The sequence below is a fragment of the Autumnicola psychrophila genome, assembly GCF_031846645.1.
In the GTDB taxonomy this organism is placed as follows: domain Bacteria; phylum Bacteroidota; class Bacteroidia; order Flavobacteriales; family Flavobacteriaceae; genus Autumnicola; species Autumnicola psychrophila.
Genome location: NZ_JAVRHN010000004.1, coordinates 164130 through 181948, shown reverse-complemented (window position 1 = coordinate 181948; position 17819 = coordinate 164130). Strand labels below are relative to the sequence as shown.

Genomic DNA, 17819 nt, shown 5'->3' with positions numbered 1-17819 from the left:
TGTTATTCCTCTCTATTTGGTTCTTCCTCATTAGTATTTTCAGAAGTGTTTCCAGATCCTTCCGTTCTTAGTTTCACTCCTTCGGAAACTACACTTAGATTGGTTGTGACCACTTTTTCTCCCTGTTGAAGACCGTCGCTGATGTATACATATTGCGCGTCGGTAAGAATAATATCTACTTTCCTGATGGACAGTTCTCCATCTTCATTTACCCATACCGTCTGGTTAGTGCGGAGATAATCCCGGTTTAAGCGTACCACATTTTCTATCTCCCGCGCCTGTACTTCTGCCTCTACAAAACCTCCTATTATGAGCTCCCGTTCGGTATCTGTAGTGTCTTCACGTGCCAGGGGATCAATAATTCTTACGAGCACGCGTGCAAGTCTTGTCTGGTCATCGAGTGCGCCTACCTGTTTATCCAGATAACCTGTCCGGGAAACACCGCTTGGCCAACCCGAATTTCTTATCTCTACGGTAGATCCGGTCTCATCATCAGATTTGGGAAAAGACAACCATTGGAGTTTATCTACAGGAACCGTGAGGGTAATCCAGTATTGCTCGCTGCCCACCAAACGGCCCAGCTCGTCCCCGGGTGCAACTTGTGAACCCACAGTTACATTTTGACTTAAAATATGGGCGTCAAAAGGCGCTCTTATTGTGGTGCGCGATAATAGAAGTTCCGCCTGTGCCACAGCTGCTTCGGCAGCTTTTACCCTGGCTTTTATGGCATCAAGCTGTGGCCTGCGTAATACTAAAGAACGCTGGTTTTCTGAAAGGGAATCGAGACCAGCGAGTTCCAGATCCTGTTCTGCCACTTCCTGTCGGCCCATTTCCATATTAAGGTCTGTTTTAGCCTGTAAAAGATCACTTTTCCTTAACTCCAGGGTATTTCTAAAATCTGAAGGATCGATTTGTAAGAGAACCGCTCCCTTTTGAACAAATCCTCCGGGAATAAATTCCGGAGACCTGCGTATTACCTGACCACTCACCTGAGGGCTCAGCATCACATCCTCTACCGGTTGCACCATCCCGGTGGCCTCAATGACCGGACGAAAGTCACCCCCTTCTGCCTCCACAACATTTACCAGCATCGCTGTTTGTTTTGTGGCACCTTCAGAACTTGCCGTTGGTTCGGTGGAAAAAATTAAATAAGTGACGACCACCGCAAGAAGAAGGATGCCGAGGCAGATGATCAATATTTTTTTTGTATTCATAAGCGCCTTTCTCTTTATTTAAAATTCTACGGAATCTGTTCGTTCTGTTTCAAATCCGCCAGCCAATGTTCGGTATAAAGTGATTCTGTGTTCTAAGAGTGTTTGCCGGGCTTCAAGAATATCTCTTTGTAACTGCTGTTCCTGGTCCAGTGAAAGCAGCACGTCCAGATATTCACTAAGGCCGTTTAGGAATTCTATTCTTAATTGCTTGTTTGTTTTTTGTGCGAGCTCCAATCGGCGTTCCAGAACCTTAATTCTTTCTTTTTGTTTTTGTTCCCGGATGAGTGCATCTTCTACTTCCCTAAAAGCGATAAGTACCGTTTGCCCGTATAAGTAGAGCTGTTGGTTTTTTAAAGCTTCGGTGCGATCAACTTCTGCACGTATGCGTCCGCCGTACAATAAAGGGGCTACAAGGTTTCCGGCAAGCGTATATGCCCAGTCCTGAAAGAGGTTACCATAGTTATTAGATCTGGATTGGGCGCTTAGGTCGAACGTGAGGCGGGGATATTTGCTTCTTATTGCCTGTGCCATTTCCCTGTCTGCAGCCAAAACCAGATTGTAAGCCTGCTGAACGTCAGGACGGCGCCTGATAAGTTCCAGTGGAAGTCCTGTTTCGGGAAGAGGTGGTAATTCCGGAAGGGCAGTTTCTGGCGTTATCAATAGATTTTGAGGAGGACGTCCCAGAAGCACCGCCAATTGGTTTTGAAGTAGCATCAATTGTGTTTCGTAGAAAATCCTCTGATCCCGTGTACTTTCCAATAACTGCTGCTGGCGCAGTATATCTACGGCTCTAATTTGTCCGCTGGTAAATCTCTCGCGGATGAGCCTTAAAATTTCTTCATTAGTTTCAATTTGCCGATTCGTTAATTCCAGTTGCTTTTCCACAGTGAGCAGCTGGAACCAGGTGTTGCTTATCTCTGCTGAAAGTGTCATGGCTGCTGCCTGATAATCATAAAAGGATGCCTCTGCCCTAAACTTCTCGGCCTGTATGCCAGATCGTATTCTTCCCCAGAGGTCCAGCTCGTAACCGGCAGCAAGACCTGCCTGAAAGTTTTCACCTCCCGCAAAGTCGGGTTCCGGGCGGCTTATCGCACTCCGGGCGGCAAGATCTATTTCCGGCCATAAAAAGGATTTCTCACGTCTTAAAATAGCCTGAGCAGCCTTAAATTGCTCCCAGGTAGCGGCAAGGTTGAGATTTTTTGTTAACGCAATGTCAATAAGGGAATCAAGATCGGGATCATTAAATGATTTCCACCATTCTTCCGGAATGGCTTCATTCCCGGTATAGGAAAACGCAGCAGCTTCCTCAATGGGGGGCTCTACATTCTGAAGTTTTGGCGCACAGCTACTGAGAATGCAAAAGCAGAGTAGGGGCATCCATATCAAGAAGGGTGAACTTCCAGCCGATAGTCCGGATTTTTTCGGTAATATTCTTAGAGGTAAAATAATTTCAGGTTCAATAGAAACGGGTATTGCTGCAGCGTGTAAAATGCCGCATTTACTACGCACTGTTCCAGGTTCTTAATTCTTTGCACATTGCTATTTCTTAAAGTTACTATTTTTTTAGAAGTTCACAACAATGCTTTATGTGGCAGAAAAAAATTTATGATCTGTTCAATTTCTTTAATGAAGTCAATTAAATATCACAAATAGGCAGATTGACAACTTTTAATTTTTGAGGAGAAAAAATTGGAAGAGAAGTGAAACCTTCTGAAGTAAGAACCCCTAAATGACAAAATCATTAATATAGCTGAAACTTTAGATCGATAATTGCGCTTTTTGGACTACCTCTTTTAAGAATCACAGGCAGATTTCTCTTTACCTTTTACCTTTTTTATTATTCCTATTAGAACACCAGAAGTAAACACACACTGGGAGCATCTGAATGGAGCATCTGAAAAAAGCAGTAAATTTTTTAAACTTTAAAAAAATAAGGTTATAAAAAGCCAACAAAAATCTGCTGTAGACCTGTGGATGCAGGCTTCAGTATTTAATTCAGTAGAGAAAATTATAAAGTTCTAAGCTCCATTTACAATTACATTCACAACAGCGCCAATCACTGCAAGAAGAATAAAGGCAAGGACAAGAGTGAAAAAAACTTTCACATAAATATTCACGCCCTTCATGGTAACTTTATAATTATCAGCAAAAGCAGAAAAGATTTCCATGGCGATAATTTTTAGAAGTTAATACTCTGTTTATCTTAAATTTAAAGATAAAAATCAGTAAAAGGAATAATTTTCGCTGAAGGGCAGGAATATTAGCCTAAGGGTTCTTTTGGAGTTATTTCTACATTTAAGTTGTAGTTTTTCTTACTTTTTTCTTCAAATTGTCGTTTTTAAGCCTGCATCTAAACTGAAAAGTTCAGATGATAACCAGGTAGATAAAAAGCTGCTCTCGGTTTCCGAAAGGCTTTTTTTAGAAAAAAGTAAGCATATAGCTCAGGAAAATGAAGATAAGAGGTTTCTGATATGCTGAAAGGAGGATTTATTTAGGAGAATTTCGATTTCTTTCAGCACTTTTTAGAAGAAAAGCTAATTTTTCAGTAAAAATGAAGAAAGAACGGTGCAGACCTTTATATTTTAGCTGTTTACAAAGGATACCGGAGCACGAAAATTGCCATTTTTAAACGTTAAATAATGCAGTGACGTGCTGCTACATCCAAAAGAGGAGATGATTAAATAAAAACCATATCCTCTTTTAATTGTTCATCATCGCAACGCAGGTTTTCTTTGAAATGATATTCGTTCAGAAGCTTAGCGATTACTTCACCTATTGCATCCTGCCGCTGTTCAGGTTTATTCATGAACTGGATTTTTCCCCATCCTCTAATATCACATACCATCATTTTTTTGGCATCTCTGATGGTTTGTTGTACCCGGTCATATTGTACTGGAAATTCAATTGTCTCACGGATTAACTTTTTTTCTTTTTCTAAGATCATAACGTTGATTTTAATATTCAGTTCAAAAATAATCGCGTTTTCACTGATACAGGTTATCAGTAAATTAAGGTTCAGCATTTTTAGTTACCAATGCGTTAAGAGATCTTTTCTGGGTAAAAACATCTGAGTTGGACTTTAATAAAAATGAAAAAAGTTATAAGCTTCCTTTTTTCCTTGAGGAAAATATTTACATTTGTTATAATTTAGACTTAGTCTTAATAAATAGATGCGAATACGAAAATAGTTCTTCTGCGGCTTCTGTTAATCATACATGTTGAGCAAGTCGGGAGGTCTGAAATGAAAAAAACCAATCAGCAACAAATAAATATTTAAAATGAAAACTACGAGATCTACCTTATTATTATTCAGTTTCCTCTTCCTAAATGCACTTATTGCTCACGCACATGCCCTTGTTATCGATACTGAAGATCGGGCTGTTCCAGGAAAGGAGCAGGAAGTGAAAATCTACTACAGTGAATTTGCTGACGGCAGTATTGAAAAAGTAGTAGATTGGTACTCCAATGTCGCAGAATTTCAACTTTACCTGGTACAGCCAAATGGGGAGAGGGTAAAACTAAAAACCACCGCCCACGAAGATCATTTTACTGCGGCCTTTACACCTGAAAAAGAGGGAGCATACCGACTGGAAATAGCACATACTGCTGAAGATCCCGGAGACGGAACGGCTTATCAGTTCAATGCCTTTGCGAATATTTGGGCAGGAAATTCTTCAGGTCCACTACCGGTAACAAAAGAAAATCCTGAATTAAGTTTAGTGGAAGAACACCAGTCCAAAGATTCCGGAGTACGTACTTTTAAAACTTATTTTAAAGGAGAGCCAAAAGAAGGAATCACGGCGACAGTTTTTATGCCATCGGGTAAAAAGATAGAAGTGAAAAGCAATTCTGAAGGAGTAATTACATTTAATCTGGAGGAAAAAGGCGCTCATTTTATTGAGGCGACAACTTATGATGAAAATGAAGCTGGACAAACTGAAAAAGCTCCATATACGGCGACATGGAGATGTGCCACTCAAAAAGTAGAACTATAAACTACCCAAGTTTAAATTTTACAGTACGAGCTAAAAAGAAATTTTTGATTATGCTAACCCTCATCATTTCAATAACTTTTTTAGGTTTTTTTGTCCTTTACCACACCTCTGAAAAGGTACAGTTAAATCGGTCAGTGTTTCTTGAGAAGTGGATTCAGGATCATCGCCTACCTTCAAAATATTTAGGGTATGGACTCATAGCTATAGCGCTTATTCTCAGCATTATTTTTTATGGTGTTGGATCTGGTAGTTTCGCAGGTATAGTAATCCTTATGACTGTGGCAAGTACTACTATACTTCTGGCACCGTTGGGTTATCTGACATTTAGCACTCTCACGATTATCTTTATGATTTCCATTCTTACCGAAGTCATTTTCATCTGATGCCGGCAAACAAAAAATACCTGACAAAATCAAAAAGCCAACGCTTTGCGAAAATATCGGCCGGCCTAATTGGTGGTTATTTGGTGATGGAATCCCTTCACATTGCACTCGCTTTTTGGGTAAATCATGTACATGTGCTTATGACGCTTCGATTTGGAGGATTTATTTTATGGTCCGCACTTTTAATTCTTGCTTTTCTTGCAGAAAACGGATGGAAAATCTGGGCGATCTATCTGTTGCTTACGTTGCTATTTAGTATCCTTATTTACTTCGGAAAAAGCTATAACCCCATTATTTAAGTGATGACTAATAGAACCTATAATATACTATTCCATACGCACACCGTAAGCGGAATTATTATCAGTGTTGGCCTTTATATCATATTTTTTGCCGGTTCTTTTTCTTTTTTTCGGGATGAGATTATTAGCTGGGAGAGAAATGAACCTGTAATAGAAAAAGGTTTTGGTAATGCGAATTTTAATACGATGATGGATTCGCTAGACGAGACGCATTCCACATACGGTCGTGACATATCTTTTACCAAGTACTTTGAAGAGCGAAGGCTAAGCCTCAATTTAACACCCTCTAAGGATTCAACAGTACAGCAAGACGCTTCTGGAAGAGAGTTTTTTTACATGGATATGGATTCTCAAAACACCTATGACTATGCCAGTAATTATTCAATTGGAGAATTTCTCTACCGCTTACATTTCCTGGCGCAGCTCAATTTCTATGGAAGTAGTGGATATCTTCTGGCAGGAACCATTGCCTTCTTCTTTCTTTTTGCAATTATTACAGGGACATTGGTTCACTGGAAAAAGATAGTTTCGAACTTTTTCATCTTCAGGCCGAAAGCCCGTCTTAAAAATATCTGGACCGATGCCCATACTGCACTGGGAGTCATTGGACTTCCATTTCAATTTATCTATGCGGTTACAGGTGTTTTCTTTATTATCGCTACTGCAATTGTGGCACCGCCTGTAATATCCATTGTTTATGAGGGTAATTCAGAAAAGATGTTTGAAGATTTAGGAGTGGCTACGAAAGATTTTCCCCTCGCAATGGAAAAGCCTGAAACCACTCCAAATCTTAATAGTTTTGTTCAGAAGACAGAATCTTATTGGCCCGATTTTAATATCGAAAAAGTAACTTTTTACAACTTCGGTGACGAGAACATGCATGTTGGAGTAGAAGGATCTCCTCAATATGGAAAACAGTTTATTGGACGAGGCGAGTTAATCTTTAATGCGGGAACAGGGGAAATTGTATCAGAAAAAAATCCTTTTGAAAATACCTCCTATGTTGATGGCGTCACAGGAATTATGGAACGTCTACATTTTGGTGATTATGGAGGCCTAGGGTTAAAAATCGTCTATTTTATTCTTGGGATTATCTCCTGCTTCGTGATTATTTCCGGAATTCTGATATGGCTGGTTGCGAGAGATAAAAAGCATATTGCCGAGAAAAAAAGAAAGTTTAATGCCTGGATGGGCTGGAGTTTTATTGCTATCTGCTTAACGATGTATCCTGCTACGGCTTTCACATTTGTCGCTGTGAAGTTGTTTATATACGATTTTGATCCCGAAAGAATGACCAGCATTTACCAGATCTTCTTTTACTCCTGGCTGATACTTATCCTTCTCTTTACATTGAAAAAAGACAATTTCTTTACGAATAAATATACGCTGATCTTAGGTGCAATATTGGGATTAATGATTCCTATAGCAAATGGACTCATTTCTGGTAACTGGTTTTGGAAAACCTTTACAAAAGAATACTACGATATCTTCTTTGTAGATATTTTTTGGATGACTCTCGCCATAATCACATTTATCGTAGGGATTAGGTTGAAGAGAATTAACGAAGATTCCAGGACTTCTCTAAAGTCAGTTTCTGAATGACTTTAGGTTAAAAATTTTAATTTCCGGAAGCGAATTTGCCATTCAGATTACCTTTATGTATCGTATTATGCCTGAAGAGAATCTTGAAGAGAATCAAATAAGGAGAAGCACAAGGTTCACAAATCGAAAATTGCCATTTTAACACATGGACTATTTTATAGCACATCTCGCTCATAAAACCTTCAAACCGCAAGATTATTCTTAAATCGGAACGAGGCGGGTCTCCTGACTATTAACGTTTTTACTTAGTCTTCCATATCTACTACTAGAACAGTGGCTCTTTAATTGCAAAATTCTAAATATTATTTACAGTCGCGCGACAGTTCTTGATTTTCACACGATTCCCTTTATTGTTTGCAGCTAATCAAAACCTTTTCCTGTTGATGAAGAAATAACAAAAGAGCTTGTATAAAAAAGGAATGTAAACAAATTAGTAGAAGAGGAATATTTTTTAATATTGTAATTTTTGGTAATCAGTTTTTAAAAAAAGCTTTTTTGGACTACTGCTTCAAAAGATGTAAGTTTCAGCTTATTTTTAGCAACAAGTGAAATAAGAGTTGCCGTAATTACAAACTTTGATTTTCCCTGCTTAAAATTGTAAGCTTTTTACATTTAAAGTAACAAACCATAATTGAAATTAAATAATAATTTTGATAAGAATTTCTTTTTAAGATCATAACAAGAAGTATTTCCATGAAGAATAGTATTAACGATGTTAATCTCCCCAAGAAAAAAAGCGCTGAAGAAATCAGTCGTGCCAAATCCATTGTTAATATCCTAAAAGAACCTGTGGTAGTAGTTGATGAAGATGGAAGTATAATACAGGCCAACAGCGAGTTTTATAGCACATTTCAATTACAGAGGAAGGAAGGTTTTGAAGTTGGTTTAAGAGATATTCCTTTTTTTCAGGAGTTAAACGAAGTTTTGGAAAATAAACAGCTTCGTAAGCAAGGTATTATAGATCTTAAAATTTCACTGGAGCTTCCTAACGAAGTAAAGAAGAACTTCCTTGTTAATGCAGGTCTTTTGGATCCACAGGGAAATTCTTCAGATTCTATTCTAATTTCATTTAATGAAGTTAATGTCAAACCTATTGGAAAACGAAATGAGAAAAATGATCTGCAAGAGATTTATGAAATTTTTTCTCAAGCCCCTGCCATAATAAGTGTATTACGTGGGCCAAACCATGTTTTTGAATTGGCAAATGAAAATTACCTTCAGCTCATAGGAAATAGAAGTATTATTGGAAAGCCTGTAAGAGAAGCTTTGCCAGAAGTAGAAAACCAGGGATTCTTTGAAATACTTGACAACGTTTATAATTCCGGAGAAACTTATACCGGGAGTGAAGTGGCAATTAAGCTTTACGTAGGTAAACAGGAATTGAAGAATTCTTTTGTGGATTTTGTTTATCAACCAATTTTAAATGATTTAAATGAGGTAAGCGGAATATTTGTGCATGCTGTAGATGTTACCGAGAAAGTAACGGCAAGAAAAAAACTTGAAGATAGTGAGAATGAATTAAGGAAGTTAATCGATACAGTACCAGCAATTATTTGGATTACACGTCCCGACGGTCAGAATCACTATTTGAATAAAAACTGGTTCGAATATTCAGGCCAAACTGAGAGCGAAAGTGCAGATTTTGGTTGGTTAAAGGCTGTACACCCCGATGATGAAAAAAGAGTAAGGGAAACTTTTATGAAAGCAAATATTAATAAGGAAGACTTCACTATAAGTTTTAGACTGAGGAATTGGGAGGGAACTTATCGCTGGGTTTTGGACAGCGGGAGTCCAAACTACAGTGCCGATGGTGAATATGAAGGAATGGTAGGCACTGTAGTAGATGTCCATGAAGAAAAAGTAAAGGAGCAGTTGATAAAGGAAAAGGAACATCGTATTCGATCTGTTATAGAAGAAGCTGATGTTGCTACAGCTCTATACACTGGTCGTGAAATGAAGATTGAAATAGCTAATGATGCTATGATAGAGCTTTGGGGGAAAGATCATTCGGTAGTGGGAAAGACTCTAAGAGAAGCATTACCCGAACTGGAAGGGCAGCCTTTTCATGGTTTACTACAGGGAGTTTATGAAACAGGTGAGACTTATTGGGGGAAAGAGGATCCTGCAGACTTATTAATTGACAATAAACTTCAAACGGGCTTTTTTAATTTTACTTATAAGGCACTGCGTGACGAAAGAGGCGAGATTTATGGAATTTTAAACATGGCTATGGACGTTACCGAAACGGTAAAATCCAGAGAGCTTTTAAAGGAAAGCGAATCCCGTTTTAAACAACTGGCTGATTTAATGCCTGAAAAAGTAGCCAATACAGATGCTCATGGTAATTTTATCTATTTCAATCAAGGCTGGTTAGACTATACCGGTTTTACCGGTGAGGAGCTTATTGGTAAGGGCTGGACAAATTTTATTCATCCTAATGAAAAGGAAGAATATTTAAAGAGCTGGCGAAATTCTCTTGATTCCGGAAAGGATTTTGAAATGGAATTCCGTTACTTAAATAAAAAGAATAGGTATAAATGGCACCTCAGCAGGGCAGAAGCGATTAAAGATGAAAGTGGAAATATTCAAATGTGGATATGTACCGCTACAGAGATTCAAAAAATAAAACTTGAAGAAAAACGCAAAGAAGATTTTCTTAAGATGGTAAGTCATGAACTTAAAACTCCTATTACATCAATAAAAGGGTATGTTCAGTTATTATTGAGCCTTTTAAAAAAGGAAAAGGAAGAAGAGATTTCAGGAAAGCCATACGAGATGTACCTGGAGCGTGTCGATCATCAGATTAACAGGTTGACCAGACTTATTTCAGAAATGCTGGATCTGTCTCGAATAGAAAAAAATAAACTGGATCTCCAGAAGGAAACCTTCAATTTGAATAACCTTATTATTGAGACGGTGCAGGATATTAATTATACCAATACCGGACATAATATTCACATTACTGAAGACTATAATTGTAATGTTTATGGTGATAAGGATCGTATAGGTCAGGTTCTTATAAACCTGGTTACAAATGCAGTTAAATATTCTCCTTTTAATCCTGAAATTGAAGTAAAAATAAATAAGGTAAGGGATAATAAGGTTTCAGTAAGTGTAACGGACTTTGGGATTGGTATTAGAAAGGAAAATCAAAAGAAAATTTTTAAGCGCTTTTATCGTGTAGATGGAAATAATGAAGAGACATATTCCGGTTTTGGTATAGGCTTATATTTAGCAAATGAGATTATCCAGCGTCATAGCGGATCACTTAAAGTGAAAAGTGAAATGGACGAGGGCTCCGTATTCACCTTTACATTGTATGAAGCCCTGGAAGTTTAGAGCAGAAAGAGGTACTGGTAGCGCGGTAAAAATAAGTGACCGTTCCTTTTTATATAAAAATTTTCTTTAAATAAAAATAAGAAATTATTAAAACAGACCCTATAATTCCTACATCAGCAAAGACTACCATAAAGATCCATTCATTAATAAAGCGCATGATGTTATCTTGATAAAGATAAATAAGCCTAATGCTGTAGACCCCCAGGACATAGGATAAGCTTCTAATCATCTTTAACGCAAAGACCGTATCAAGAACACTATCGGTACTTACGATTTTTCTCAAAACTTCAAGTAAGGTTTTATAGAGAAATAGCATTACTGAAAAAAAAAGAAGAATATTTAGTATGAGAAGGAAAGGGGTCATAAAATTAGTTTTTTAAATTATAGTCCGAACAAACGTTTTCGGGATCATCCGGACTAAAATTTGGTTAATAATTAAATTCAGCTATTTAAAAAATTAGAGGTCAGTAATTATATTCATATGGTAAATACAGTTTATAAGGCGTTTGTCAGGTTGAGCGGAGTCGAAACCTATGCTTTTTAGTTGAAAAGTTCTCGACTGCGCTCGAACAGACAATGAGCTCATTTTAAAATACTGGAAAACAGTAGTTTGAGTCAAATTAACATATTTAGTTATCTAATGACCTCTATAAAAAATAATTGTCAATGCCGGCTTGTACATATCGGAACGCCGACTCTTTAATTCTTCGGAATTCCATGAAATGTTTCTCAAAGAAACCTTTGAGGTAGAGGTGTTCTTTCAGATATTGATTATCACATTGTACATCATCACATTCTTTCATATTCTCCAACGAGTTCTGAAACCGGATACAGGTTTCAAGGTGTGACTCATTAGAATCTTTTAAATCCTGAAGTTGCTGAAACAAATATTTTGCATCTTCAGAATTAGACCTTGTCCTTTCAATAAGATTAGATGACAGCAAAGTGGTGTAAAACTGAATTTCTGCATCTGTAAACTCAAGTTCATCCCTCCAGTTGGAAACTTCCCTGGTCATCCCTATCTCCCTGATCTCTTCCTCATTGTGATATTCCTGAATGTTGTTCATTATATTTTCCATTGACTGCTTTTTTTTCTTCCTGTAAAACCTGTAAAATTTTTATCGAGCTTACTCCCATTGGAAATTGCCAACTAATTTCATCTCCTTCGGCATAACCAAATAAGGCGAGCCCCATTGGGGCAAGAATGGAAATTTTGTTTTTTCGCATGTCACTCTTATCAGGGGTAACAATTTGATAAGTTTTTTGCACTGCGTAAGGTGTTTCTATGGTAACCACCGAATCGAGGCGTATTACATCTACCGGCATTTCGCCTATAGTTATAATCTTAGCATGTTTTAGCTCCTCATTTAGTTTTTCAATAGAAGCTTTATAGGTATTATCCCTATAATATTTAGCGAGAGCCATTAATTCTTTTAGAAACTCTTTTTCTTTCTTCTCTACAATTAAATTTCCGTATTTCATGTTCGATTTCTTAAGAATAACTATGGAAAAATTCCCCTTTGTGTGTAAGCCGTTTCAATTCTGGTGATTGCGAGAATATATGCCGCGGTACGCCAGTCCACTTCTCGTTTCTGTACCTCACTATGTATTTTGTGAAAATTCTCTGTAATTTTTTTCTCTAGCTTTTGCAGTACTTCATCTAACTGCCACAGTTCTCCGTTCCTGTTTTGCAACCATTCGAAATAACTGCCTATAACTCCGCCGGAATTACAAAAAATGTCTGGCAAAATAATTTTTCCGTTTTCTAATAAAATTTGCTCGCCTTCATTATCTGTGGGACCATTTGCTCCTTCAGCAACAATACCTGCTTTGATCTTATATGCGTTTTCTGCTGTAATCTGATTGCCCAAAGCTGCAGGAATTATAATATCGCAGTCAATCCCAAAGAAATCTTCGGCATCTATTTCAGCAGCTTCAGAAAAACCTTGTATAGAACCTTTCCGCGGTTCGGTATGTTGCGCCAGTTTTTCAGAATCTATTCCATCTTCATTATAAATGGTGGCATGTGCGTCCTGAACAGCAATCAGCAATGCACCGTCTTCAATTAAAAAATGTGAAGCCCAATAGCCAACATTACCATATCCCTGGACGATAAAAGTTTTTCCCTTTAAATCTTCTCCCTTTGTTTTAAGCAAGAGTTTAATGCTGAGGTATACCCCGTAACCTGTTGCCCGGTCGCGACCTTCCAAACCGCCGGAACCAACGGGCTTACCCGTTACTACATGCTGGTTGTGGGAACGTTCTGAAGTGGATTTGGTAGACATATATGTATCTGCGATCCAAGCCATGGTCTGGGCATTAGTATTAACATCTGGTGCCGGTATATCATGTTCCGGACCTATATTTTCACCCAGGGCATAGGTAAACCTTCTGGTTATACGTTCCAGCTCAGGCAGGGAATAATCGCGGGGATCTATCTGGATTCCACCTTTTGCGCCTCCGTAAGGAAGTCCTGCAAGGGAAGTTTTCCATGTCATCCACATCGCCAATGCCTTTGCAGCATCGATGTCTACCGTAGTATGGTAACGTAAACCACCTTTATAAGGACCAAGTGCATTGTTGTGTTGTACACGATAGCCGGTAAAAACTTCTACCTTGCCATTGTCCATTTTCACAGGGAAATGAACAATAATTTCGTTGTTGGTAATTCCAAGGATTTTTCGGATGTTTGGATTAAGCTCAATGATATCTGCAGTTTTGTTAAACTGTTTCATAACAGTATCATACATGTTTTGCTTAATTGCAACTTTTGTCTTTAGCATAGTTTTCTATTCAAAATGTTCACAGTATAATTTCCTGTTTTCCTTCCAGACGCAGGATCGTCTGTTGTCACAATTAAAACACAGGCCTTTTAGCATCTCCTGGGTTACATGAAGATCCATGATGGGTTGTTGTTTTTGTGTGAAAGATTTTTTCTCTTTTACTAATTCCATAGGACGTCATTTATTTTAAACTCTAAAAGTCAAATGATATGCCGTGGAATATTCAATGAAGAACAAGGAGTTTAAGAAACTGAATATTAGTTGTTTATCTTTGTGTATAAATTTGAAAAGGAGATAAGTGCAGGGGAGAAAAGTACCGGTCGGGGAAGAATGCCCCGATGAGAAATTCATCTATTTTAGTTTGTTCCGGAGAGTTTTCCTGTCGATTTGGAGAATTTCTGCAGCCCGGGTTTTGTTGTTGTCTACTGCCTGTAAAACGTTTAAAATATGCTCTTTTTCCACCTGTTGAAGTGGCTTTAAAACATTTTCTAAAACGGGTTGGGGATATTTTAAATAATCCGGAAGATCTTCCAGGTCAATTTCTTTTTCACTCATAATTATTGATCGCTGGATGATGTTTTCCAGTTCCCGTACATTCCCGGGCCATTGATGTCTCTGCAGAACTTCGGAAGCTTTTTTAGTTAGTGCAATTCCGGGTTTGTTGTATTCCATTCCGTACTTCTTCAGGAAAGTTTCTGCGATAAGCAGAATATCTTCCGGTCTTTCCCGTAGTGGGGGAGTGGCAATGTTCACCACGTTTAGCCTGTAGTACAGGTCCTGCCGAAAATTGCCATTTTCGACCATCTTTAAAAGATCACTATTGGTTGCGGCGATAATGCGGATTTCAATTTTTCGAGATTTTTGCTCCCCTATCATTCGTACTTCTTTCTCCTGGAGTACACGAAGCAAACGGGTTTGCACTGTGGCGGAAGCCGTTCCTATCTCATCCAGAAAAATAGTACCGCCTTCTGCAGCCTGAAAAAAGCCGATCCGGTTTTCAATAGCTCCCGTAAAAGCACCTTTTTTATAACCGAAAAGTTCTGCTTCCAGAAGATCTTCAGGTATTGCGCCACAATTTACAGCTATAAAAGGATTTGCAGCAAACGAACCTTTATAGTGGATAGCACGGGCAACCAGTTCTTTCCCTGTCCCGCTTTCCCCTTCAATTAAAATAGTGGCCCTGTTATTTTTTACCCGTTCAATGGTATCGATAAGAACTTCAGTTTGTTTGGACTGTCCAACAATCCCGGCGTAGACTTTTGGCTTATCCGGAGCTTCAGTTTTGACTTTATCAACTTTGGGAGGAAGTGATTTTTCTACAGCCTGTTTAAGTTCACCTGCAGTAAAAGGCTTGACCAGGTAATCCAGCGCACCAGATTTTATTGCGCCAAGGGCACCATCTATAGAAGGATAGCCGGTAATTACAAGTTTAGGCACCCGGGGAAAATGTTCGGTAACATATTTTACCAGCTCCATTCCGTTTATGCCCGGCATTTGCAAATCTGTGATCAGCAGATCGATGGAATTGGATTTTAAAATAGTTATTGCTTCAACTACAGAGGTGGCTTTATAAGAGTAATACCGTTGCTCATGAAGCTGGCGTTGCAGCAGTTCCAGCATATCATAATCATCATCAACAATAAGGATGTTTTCTCTCTTAAGTGACATTTTCTAGTACTTTAAGGGTAGTTGAACCTGAAAGATAGCCCCGGCTTCGTCATTGTCGTAAACTGCAATTTCCCCCTTGTGGCCTTTTATTATTCCGTGGACCACACTTAAACCGAGGCCGGCACCTTCGCCTATAGGTTTTGTGGTAAAGAACGGTTCAAAGATTTTAGCTTTTAGGTCTGGAGAAATTCCGGGTCCTTCATCAGTAATTTCTAAGATGAATAATTTCTCGCTGCTGGTAATAGTTATTGATATTGTGCTTTTTGGAGGGGAGATGTAGATGGCATTGATTAGAAGATTAAATAAAACCTGCGTAAACTGAATCGAATCCAGCTGTGCTTCAAGTTCCGGATTATCTATATGAAATCTATGATTAACATTAGCTTTTTCAAAATTTGGACCCAGTAATGCGAGTGCCTGAAGGATTACAGGTCTTATCTGGATTGCTTTTTTGTCCTGTGGCATTTCACAAGCAAAAAACATAAGTTTCTTCACCACTTCCCTGGAAAAGATTGCCGATTTTATAATTTTTGTAGCATCTTTTTCAATCTGAGGATTCTGGGAATTCGAAGCAATAAGTTCTGCAAAGCCCAGGATGTTTCCTAAAGGCGTATTAAGTTCGTGTGCAATTCCTGCAGTAATTTCGCCTAAAATAGATAGCCTGTCATTTCTTTCGGCAATTCTCTTTAGATGTTCTTCTTTCTTTTGGGTTTCCTGTCTTTCAAAAAATTCACTAATTTCTATGGCAAGCTTGTGAAGCAGTTTTTGCTCTTCATCAAGAAAATGTGCTTTCGTATATTTTTCAGCATTGTAATGCACTATCAGAACACCAGATTCCTCTCCAAAAATAATGATATTGTTCTGTTGGGTTACAGTGCGGACAGGGATATCGCCGGTGCTAATATTGTAATCTTTTAGCTGAAGTTCCACAACAGCATCTTCAGAATAGAGCCAGGCCTGCTTTGTAATTTGGCAAATTTCGGTAAGTGTTGAGGTTACAGAACCAGAGTGTTTCCTAATGGCGGAAGAAACGTTATAGAGACAGGTAAGTTCTTTAACCCGTTCTTCAAGTCTTTGTTCTACAGAAATTCCCGCTTTCATTTTGCTGAAAATTTAGCTGCAATATAAGTATCTTCAGGGAATAGGAAACTTTTATTCTTTAACTTATGCGTATTGGTCAGCCTTATATTACTTCGGAATAGAAAAAAATACCAATGAGGTCCTGACTAAAACCACTTCCGGAGGAGTTTGCATTAACGATACGTTTATGCCTATTACCAATCATCATTTGGCTTTTGTAAGTTCTATAAACCGGGGACACACAACTCGAAACTGAAAACCGATTTTATGATCGTGCCTCAAAAATGGCAATTATCGACCTTCTGGTCTGTAGTTCGTGGGTATTAGTTCCGGGTTTGTGGAGTGTGGAGTAATGAATAGAGTTTATTATTCTTTAAAGTTGTTATTAATCCTATTCGTTTTAAAATTAGTACTTCTTTTTTTATAATCGTTAGGATTATATCCTTTTATATAACTGTTTTTAATAGTTGCATTTATCCTTTCAGCATCCTAATATTTCAAATTCAAGAAAAGCGCTTAAAAAAGCTTTTTTTAAAAGATAAGCCGAACGGTTTACAATTGAAAGCTTCAAAATGGCAATTATTAGCTTAGTGGTATTCGAGCTCGTGGTTTGGTAGTTTGTAATTCTTTTGATTTGGAAGCATCGCAAGTCCGCTATATGTGATAATTGTCTGGTTTTTTTCTTTTAGAAATAATGAATCTCAAAAAATGGCAATTATCAGCTTTAAGTCAACTTCAGAAGAAATGAAGAAAATAAAATTGAAAATCTGTAAACTTAAGATTGCTAATTTTTCTTATTTTCATTTAAAAGTAACTATTCAAATTACCTGTTATGATTGAAAATAGTAGTCCGCTATCAGCAGAAGCAAAACGAGAAATCATTAACAACTTAAAATCTCGTTTTGAGAAAAACATGCTCCGTCATGAAGATCTGGAATGGTCCAAAATAGAGGAAAGACTGGAAATTAACCATAATAAGCTGAATGCACTTTATCACATGGAACAGTCTGGTGGGGAACCTGATGTTGTTGGTAGGGATAAAAAATCGGGGGAATATATATTTTTCGACTGCTCGGCTGAAAGTCCGAAAGGCCGGAGAAGTGTTTGTTATGACCGTGCTGCGTTGGAATCACGGAAAAAATATAAACCTGAAAACAGCGCTCTGGATATGGCAGCTGAAATGGGTATAGAAATTTTAACTGAGGAAGAATATAAGAAACTGCAAAATCTGGGGGTTTTTGATACCAAAACATCCAGCTGGGTAAAAACCCCCGCCAAAATAAGAGATCTGGGAGGTGCGCTCTTCTGTGATCGCAGGTATAATCATGTTTTTCTTTATCATAATGGAGCGGAATCTTATTATGCAGCCAGAGGCTTCCGCGGTTCGCTAAGGGTGTAATTAAGGAAAATATCGCCAGTACGGGATTCTGGAATGGTTATAATAACCTTAAAAATT

17 protein-coding genes and 1 riboswitch are annotated in these 17819 nt (G+C 38.1%); of the genes, 6 read left to right on the top strand and 11 right to left on the bottom strand.

All coding sequences use genetic code 11. The features are described 5' to 3' along the window. Positions 1-2: 2 nt before the first annotated feature. From RM541_RS06650 to RM541_RS06635, 4 genes are all read right to left on the bottom strand, one after another. The gene (locus RM541_RS06650) at positions 3-1214 is read right to left on the bottom strand and encodes an efflux RND transporter periplasmic adaptor subunit (RefSeq protein WP_311499440.1); all 1212 of its coding nucleotides are present in this window, start codon (positions 1212-1214) and stop codon (positions 3-5) included. Positions 1215-1232: 18 nt separating this feature from the next. Next, entirely contained in the window at positions 1233-2723 is a 1491-nt protein-coding gene (locus RM541_RS06645) for an efflux transporter outer membrane subunit (protein WP_311499439.1), read from the bottom strand. A gap of 509 nt (positions 2724-3232) precedes the next feature. Further along, positions 3233-3382: a hypothetical protein gene (locus RM541_RS06640; protein WP_311499438.1), complete on the bottom strand. Its 150-nt coding sequence runs from the start codon at positions 3380-3382 to the stop codon at positions 3233-3235. 509 nt (positions 3383-3891) lie between these two features. Further along, on the bottom strand, positions 3892-4158 hold the full coding sequence (locus RM541_RS06635) for a hypothetical protein (protein WP_311499437.1): 267 nt from the start codon (positions 4156-4158) through the stop codon (positions 3892-3894). A gap of 334 nt (positions 4159-4492) precedes the next feature. Here RM541_RS06635 and RM541_RS06630 point away from each other — a divergent pair, with 334 nt between their 5' ends. From RM541_RS06630 to RM541_RS06610, 5 genes are all read left to right on the top strand, one after another. Then, positions 4493-5209, top strand: a complete 717-nt coding sequence (locus tag RM541_RS06630) for a hypothetical protein (RefSeq protein WP_311499436.1) — start codon at positions 4493-4495, stop codon at positions 5207-5209. A gap of 50 nt (positions 5210-5259) precedes the next feature. Beyond that, complete coding sequence (locus RM541_RS06625) at positions 5260-5592, top strand: hypothetical protein (protein WP_311499435.1); 333 nt, start codon at positions 5260-5262, stop codon at positions 5590-5592. After that, positions 5592-5891 (top strand): hypothetical protein, encoded by a 300-nt coding sequence (locus RM541_RS06620; protein ID WP_311499434.1) that lies wholly within the window; start codon positions 5592-5594, stop codon positions 5889-5891. The genes RM541_RS06625 and RM541_RS06620 overlap by 1 nt, the downstream gene beginning before the upstream one ends. A 3-nt stretch (positions 5892-5894) precedes the next feature. Then, on the top strand, positions 5895-7493 hold the full coding sequence (locus RM541_RS06615) for a PepSY-associated TM helix domain-containing protein (protein ID WP_311499575.1): 1599 nt from the start codon (positions 5895-5897) through the stop codon (positions 7491-7493). A 198-nt stretch (positions 7494-7691) separates the two neighbouring features. After that, a riboswitch (cobalamin riboswitch) is annotated at positions 7692-7883 on the bottom strand. Positions 7884-8186: 303 nt separating this feature from the next. Further along, complete coding sequence (locus RM541_RS06610; RefSeq protein ID WP_311499433.1) at positions 8187-10832, top strand: PAS domain S-box protein; 2646 nt, start codon at positions 8187-8189, stop codon at positions 10830-10832. A gap of 49 nt (positions 10833-10881) precedes the next feature. On the opposite strand, the gene RM541_RS06605 is transcribed toward RM541_RS06610, so the two are convergent. The 7 genes from RM541_RS06605 to RM541_RS06575 form a co-directional block, all read right to left on the bottom strand. Next, entirely contained in the window at positions 10882-11115 is a 234-nt protein-coding gene (locus tag RM541_RS06605; protein WP_311499432.1) for a hypothetical protein, read from the bottom strand. 364 nt (positions 11116-11479) lie between these two features. Further along, entirely contained in the window at positions 11480-11911 is a 432-nt protein-coding gene (locus RM541_RS06600; RefSeq protein WP_311499431.1) for a hypothetical protein, read from the bottom strand. After that, entirely contained in the window at positions 11871-12314 is a 444-nt protein-coding gene (locus RM541_RS06595) for a GreA/GreB family elongation factor (RefSeq protein ID WP_311499430.1), read from the bottom strand. Before RM541_RS06595 ends, RM541_RS06600 begins: the two co-directional genes overlap by 41 nt. 20 nt (positions 12315-12334) lie before the next feature. After that, positions 12335-13615 carry a Glu/Leu/Phe/Val family dehydrogenase gene (locus RM541_RS06590; RefSeq protein ID WP_311499429.1) on the bottom strand — a complete coding sequence of 427 codons (1281 nt, stop codon included), beginning with the start codon at positions 13613-13615 and terminating at the stop codon, positions 12335-12337. Between the two features lie 6 nt (positions 13616-13621). Beyond that, a complete protein-coding gene (locus RM541_RS06585; RefSeq protein WP_311499428.1) occupies positions 13622-13786 on the bottom strand; it encodes a hypothetical protein in 165 nt (54 codons plus the stop codon). A 180-nt stretch (positions 13787-13966) separates the two neighbouring features. Then, complete coding sequence (locus RM541_RS06580; RefSeq protein ID WP_311499427.1) at positions 13967-15283, bottom strand: sigma-54-dependent transcriptional regulator; 1317 nt, start codon at positions 15281-15283, stop codon at positions 13967-13969. A gap of 3 nt (positions 15284-15286) precedes the next feature. After that, positions 15287-16384: a sensor histidine kinase gene (locus tag RM541_RS06575; protein ID WP_311499426.1), complete on the bottom strand. Its 1098-nt coding sequence runs from the start codon at positions 16382-16384 to the stop codon at positions 15287-15289. Between the two features lie 811 nt (positions 16385-17195). On the opposite strand from RM541_RS06575, the gene RM541_RS06570 reads away from it, so the two are divergent. Further along, positions 17196-17762, top strand: coding sequence for a DUF4256 domain-containing protein (locus tag RM541_RS06570; protein WP_311499425.1), 567 nt, complete (start codon positions 17196-17198; stop codon positions 17760-17762). Positions 17763-17819 lie beyond the last annotated feature (57 nt).